The organism is Streptomyces cahuitamycinicus, assembly GCF_002891435.1.
Classification (GTDB): domain Bacteria; phylum Actinomycetota; class Actinomycetes; order Streptomycetales; family Streptomycetaceae; genus Streptomyces; species Streptomyces cahuitamycinicus.
Genome location: NZ_POUC01000532.1, coordinates 1 through 4,608, shown reverse-complemented (window position 1 = coordinate 4,608; position 4,608 = coordinate 1). Strand labels below are relative to the sequence as shown.

Genomic DNA, 4,608 nt, shown 5'->3' with positions numbered 1-4,608 from the left:
GGGGTGGGCGGGATGGCCGGCGGTTTGGGACTCGCCAGCAGTTCCTGGAGCATCCGCAGGCAGGCGGCGGCGGCCTCGTCGTACGGCTGCGCCACGCTGCTCAGGCCGACGACCCCCGCGGTCGGGGAGTCGTCGAAGCCGACCACCGCGACATCGATCCCGGGACGCAGCCCGCGGGCGGTGATCTCGGTCCAGGCCCCGAGGGCCAGCGAGTCGCTCGCGCAGACGATCGCGGTCGGCGGAGTGGGCAGATCGAGCATCGCCGCGGCGGCCTCACGGCCGGTATCGAGCCCGTCGGGGACGCCCATGTCGTAGCCGTCCGGAGTGTCGAGCCCTGACACGGCCATAAGGGCGGACCAGCCGCTGCGCCGGTCGTCGCCGACCTCTAAACCTTCCGGCCAGCCGAGGAAGGCGATCCTTTGGTGGCCGGACTCGATGAGATGCCGGGTCGCGGCGAGGGTCCCTTGCGCGCCGTTGACATCGACCCAGCCGTGCGGCTCCGGGGCATCTGGGTCAGCTCCCCAGGGCCGGCCGAAGGTCACGAACGGCACCCGGCGCTCGGTGAGCCATTCCGTCCGGCGGTCGCCGGCGTGTGTGGCGTGCAGGACGAAGGCGTCGAGATCGTGATCGTCGAGGAGCTGTTCATACAGAGTGCATTCGTGGTCGTCGTCGGTGGCCGTGAACACCACGATCCGGTAGCCGGCCTCCTGGGTACGGGCGGTCAGCGACTGCAGGAAGTGGGCGAGGACGGCACCGTTGACGCCGTCGCGCGGCGGCTCGATGCGGGCGCCGATCAGACGTGAACGCCGGGTCCGCAGCGTCCGGGAAGCCTGGTTCGGGCGGTAGTTGAGCTCCTTGATGGCGGCCTGCACACGGGCCAGGGTCTCCGGGCGCACCCGGTGCGGCGCGTTGATGACGTTGGACACGGTCTGCATCGACACGGAGGCATGCCGCGCCACGCTCTCGAGTGTTACTCGCGCCATCGCGAAGCCACCTCCACAAAGTTCTCTGCGCCGCAGCGTATCGCCGCCGCGGTGCCGCATCGTCGCGCCATCACGCTTTGGATTTGAACGTTAAATTTAACGTTCTGATCGGTTACTGTGGCGATCCGCGCCCGGACTGTCAAGAGTCGGCGCGGTTGCAAATCGCCCTCCCAAACCGCCCACGAGACACGAGGGCACCGGACGGAGCTTCCATGACTTCACCCCAGCGGCAGCCGCTCCTGCACGACCTCGCGGTCACCCTCGCCGCCCCGACCGTCATCCTGTCCGAGCCGGACGGCAACCTCGACGCCACCGCTCCCGAAGCCGGTGTGCAGGGTCTCTTCCACGCCGACGTGCGCGCGGTGAGCCTGCTGCGCGTGACGCTGCGCCCCCTCGGCGCTCCTTCCGGCGAGCACGCCGGGAAGGCGCCTCCGGCAGTCGGCGACGAGGGCTGGCTGCCGGTCGTTGCGGTCATGAACGCTGCGGACGGACCCGGCCGCAGCCGCTTCGTCGGCCTGGCCCAGGCGCTCGGCGACGCCGTTCCCGACCCGACCGTCCGAGTCGACCGGAGGCGCATCCTCAACCCCGGCCTGCTCACCGAACAGCTGACCGTCCGCTCCACCGCGACGGCGCCGGTGCATCTCGCCGTCCGGGTCGAAGTCGCTGGAGACCTCGTGACCCTGGAGCACGCGAAAGCCGGCCTCGCGCCCCGGTCTCCTCTTCAGCCGGCGGACGAACTCTCTTCCGGCACCGGCGAGTTGCGCTGGGGCGACGGCACGGTCGCCGTCGCCGTCAGCGCCACCGGCGCCACCCCCGACGCCGAGCACTCCACGCTGACCTGGACCCTCACGGTCGAGCCCGGCGAGAACGTCGACCTGCACCTGGCCGTCGAGATCTCGCAACCCGACGCGGTCGTCACGGCCGCCGACCCCCGACCCACCTGGCAGCGCCCGGAGGTCACCGCCGACGACCGGCGCCTGCCGGCCCTCGTCGCGCAGAGCCTGGACGACCTCCAGTCGCTGCGTATGGCCATGGCCGCATCGCCCGGTGATACCTTCGTCGCCGCGGGTGTGCCCTGGTTCTTCACGCTCTTCGGCCGGGACAGCCTGTGGGCCGCGCGGATGCTCCTGCCGCTGGGCACCGACCTCGCACTGGGCACCCTGCGCACCCTGGCCGCCCAGCAGGGCACCCGCACCGATCCGGCGACGGAGGAGGAGCCGGGCAAGATCCTCCACGAGGTGCGGCGCGGCGTCTTCGACGACGGCCAGGGCCTTGTCCTGCCGCCGGTTTACTACGGCACGGTCGACGCGACCCCCCTGTGGATCTGCCTGCTCCACGACGCCTGGCGCTGGGGTCTGCCCGCCGACGACATCGAACCGCTGCTGCCCGCGCTCCAGGCCGCGCTCGGCTGGATCGAGACCGCAGCCCAGGCCGGTGACGGGTTCCTCTCCTACATCGATCACAGCGGCACCGGTCTGTCCAACCAGGGCTGGAAGGACTCCGGCGACGCCGCCCGGTTCGCCGACGGCCGACTCGCCGAAGCTCCCCTGGCTCTCGCCGAAGTACAGGGCTACGCCTACGAGGCGGCCCTCGCCGGGGCGGCACTCCTCGACGCCTTCGAGCTGCCCGACGGCGAACGCTGGCGGACCTTCGCGGCCCACCTCGCCGACCGGTTCCGCGCCCGGTTCTGGGTCTCCGACCAGCACGGCCCCTACCCCGCCATGGCACTTGACGGCTCGGGCCGCCACGTCGACTCCGTCACGAGCAACATGGGCCACCTCCTGGCCACCGGCATACTCAACGCCGACGAGACCGCCGCCGTCGCCGCACGGCTAGCCGCCCCCGACATGTCCGGCTCCTACGGACTGCGCACCATGTCATCCCAGTCCGGCGGCTTCGGCCCGCTGCGCTACCACTGCGGCACCGTCTGGCCGCACGACACCGCCATCGCCGTCACCGGCCTCGCCCGCAGCGGCCACCCCGAGGCGGCCGCCCGCCTCATCGAGGGCATCCTCGACGCGGCGCCGGCCTTCGACTACCGGCTGCCGGAACTGTGGGGCGGCGACGCCCGCGCGGACACCCCCGCCCCGGTCCCCTACCCGGCGGCCTGCCGGCCACAAGCCTGGTCGGCGGCAGCTGCCGTCGCCCTCATGACCGCGATGACCGGCCTCGATCCCGACGTCCCCGCAGGCCGTCTCCACATCCGGCCGACAGGCCCACTCCCCGTCGGTGCGCTCACCATCGCCGGGCTCACCGTCGCGAGGGAACGGTTCGACGTCACCATCAACTCCGGCGGCAGGGTCGAGTCGGTAACAGCACCTGCGGGACTGACCGTCGAGGAATCCGCGGCGTTGCGGGCCTGAGGATCGCCCAGCCGGTGCCACGACCGGTCCAACGGGACGGTGTCCGGCATGCTGACCTGCGCCGCGGCAGGGGGGCAGAGGTCGGCTACGGTCACAGGACGACGCGATCGAGCGCCTTACGCAGATCTATGCGGAGAAAAAGAAGACGGAGGGTCGTCCGCCATGGCCCCCTTGTCATAGGCGTCCCGCAAGATCGCCTTCAGAAGGTGGTGATCCCGTCCCTCGTTCACGTGAAGAAGCCGCTGACTCCCGGTGACGCGTATCTCGTGGAGCGGCGGGCGAGAAGCACCGTAGGCGCTCAGGTGTCGGCGAGTAGTGGGTACCGGATGCAGGCGGAAATGGGTGCACGGCCCGATGGTGGTGCCGCAAGGCTGTGTGTGACCGTGGTACGGAACCTTATGTCGGTTCCCCGGGAGGAGGAGCCATGACGCAGTGCGACACCGATCCGCTGCATGTACTTGCGGCGCAGTCGCGGCGAAGCGATCCTCAGCTCACCCGCGGTCTGGAGACCACGACGTCCCCGGTGCCCGCTGGTCCGGCACCGCCAGCGCGGCCTTCAGCTGCCCGTATGTACCCGCCGGTCAGGGGCAACCTGCCAACCCTTCAACGATCGAGAACCAGGGCTTCCCTGTCTGTTCTGCCCGGCGTCACGGCGGGCATCTCGGTGGGGAGGGCCTCTGTCAGGAGGGCGATGTGATGCCGTGGTTCGTATGGCTGCTCGCCGCCGGGGTGCTGGGTGCCGCGGAGTTCTTCACGTTGACCCTGGTGTTCGGGTTGCTGGCGGGCGCCGCGCTGGTCGCCGCCGTGGTCGCAGGTGTGGGCATCGGTGTTCTCGGCCAGCTCGTCGCGTTCGGGATAGCAGCGGCAGCGGGTCTCGTCATCGTCCGCCCCGTCGCGCTGCGGCACTTGGACCAACAACCTCTCACACGCGAGGGCAGCGACGCCTTGATCGGCCGACGGGCCGAGGTCGTGAAGGAGGTCACGGCGACCCGTGGTCTGATCAAGCTCTCCGGTGAGGAATGGTCCGCCCGGGCCCTCGACGAGAGCCATGTGATCCCGGTGGGGGCGCTGGTGGACGTCATGGAGATCGAAGGGGCCACCGCCATCGTCTACCCCCGCGAGCTCCTTCCCTGAACGGCTGAACACACAGCAACGGAGGCACTGTGGATCCAGTTGTCATCCCCATCCTCGTGGCGGCCCTCGTCATCGTCTTCCTGGTGGCCTCCACGGTGCGGATCGTCCCGCAGGCCCGCCGCTACAAC

3 protein-coding genes are annotated in these 4,608 nt (G+C 70.6%); 2 read left to right on the top strand and 1 reads right to left on the bottom strand.

The window, feature by feature from the left end:
- Positions 1–959, bottom strand: a 959-nt coding sequence (locus tag C1J00_RS38510) for a LacI family DNA-binding transcriptional regulator (protein WP_102913538.1), incomplete at its 3' end; no start/stop codon positions are given.
- 236 nt (positions 960–1,195) lie between these two features.
- On the opposite strand from C1J00_RS38510, the gene C1J00_RS38505 reads away from it, so the two are divergent.
- The gene (locus C1J00_RS38505) at positions 1,196–3,346 is read left to right on the top strand and encodes a glycogen debranching N-terminal domain-containing protein (RefSeq protein ID WP_102913537.1); all 2,151 of its coding nucleotides are present in this window, start codon (positions 1,196–1,198) and stop codon (positions 3,344–3,346) included.
- 696 nt (positions 3,347–4,042) lie between these two features.
- Entirely contained in the window at positions 4,043–4,480 is a 438-nt protein-coding gene (locus C1J00_RS38500; RefSeq protein WP_102913536.1) for an NfeD family protein, read from the top strand.
- The last annotated feature ends 128 nt before the right edge of the window (positions 4,481–4,608 follow it).

What these genes read in the sequence shown, in the direction of transcription:
- C1J00_RS38505 (WP_102913537.1), top strand. Translation starts at nt 1,196, where the DNA reads ATGACTTCACCCCAGCGGCAGCCGCTCCTGCACGACCTCGCGGTCACC.
- C1J00_RS38500 (WP_102913536.1), top strand. Translation starts at nt 4,043, where the DNA reads ATGCCGTGGTTCGTATGGCTGCTCGCCGCCGGGGTGCTGGGTGCCGCG.